The organism is Gluconobacter sp. P1D12_c (assembly GCF_018812105.1).
Taxonomy (GTDB): domain Bacteria; phylum Pseudomonadota; class Alphaproteobacteria; order Acetobacterales; family Acetobacteraceae; genus Gluconobacter; species Gluconobacter oxydans_A.
In genome coordinates this window covers 1-722 of record NZ_JACSIQ010000095.1, presented here as the reverse complement: position 1 = coordinate 722, position 722 = coordinate 1, and the positions used below count along the sequence as shown (strand labels likewise).

Genomic DNA, 722 nt, shown 5'->3' with positions numbered 1-722 from the left:
CGACGCTCCAGCATTTTGTCCAAACGACAACGGGTTTCCGGCGGCAGATCCCCTGCAAGGACGTCATGGACAAGGTGATCGGCCTGCTGGCGAGCACGGCGCACCAAGGCTTCAATGACAGTGACCGACGGCAGGAGAATGCTTCGGCGACGCATCTCGTCAATCAGGATCGCAGCCATGCGGGATGGCTGGGTCACATGATGTGCAATTGGCATCGCGAAACCGGTCATGTCATGAAATGCCGACCGATCGAAGGTTCGGTAGCCATAACGCTTCATCAGGTGGGCCAGATGGGATCGACGGGTTTCGTCACGACGTCCGTAATGGGACCAGAGCCCAGGGGACAGGTCGAGCTGCCGCGCAACAAATGACAGAATGGGAGCCGGTGGTGTTTCACCAGATTCCAGCACCCGTCCCGGCCAGCGCATGTAGAGCATGACCATCGTGAAACCCAATCGGGAGGTTTCTCCGCGGCGGGTTGCGATCAGATCGAAGTCATCCTGGCTGAGTGTAAAATGTCTCGTGATCTCGCGATCATCGACAGAAGGCTCGTAATGTCGGGCGAGAGCTTCACGGGTCAGAAGACGGCGCCGCGCCATGATCGGATGTCTCCTTCATGTGTCCGGAAGGGGATCGTTGGACGGACTGTCCCGGACAAGTGCAACACGTCATGGAATACAGCCGTGTGCTGTGTCTCATAAAGGTGGTACCATATGTTTTGC

General features: G+C 57.5%; 1 protein-coding gene. It reads right to left on the bottom strand.

Annotated elements, in window-relative coordinates; all coding sequences use genetic code 11:
• Positions 1-599 (bottom strand): DUF4158 domain-containing protein (locus KP705_RS15715; RefSeq protein WP_215764868.1); only part of this gene is annotated, 599 nt, incomplete at its 3' end.
• Between the last annotated feature and the right edge of the window lie 123 nt (positions 600-722).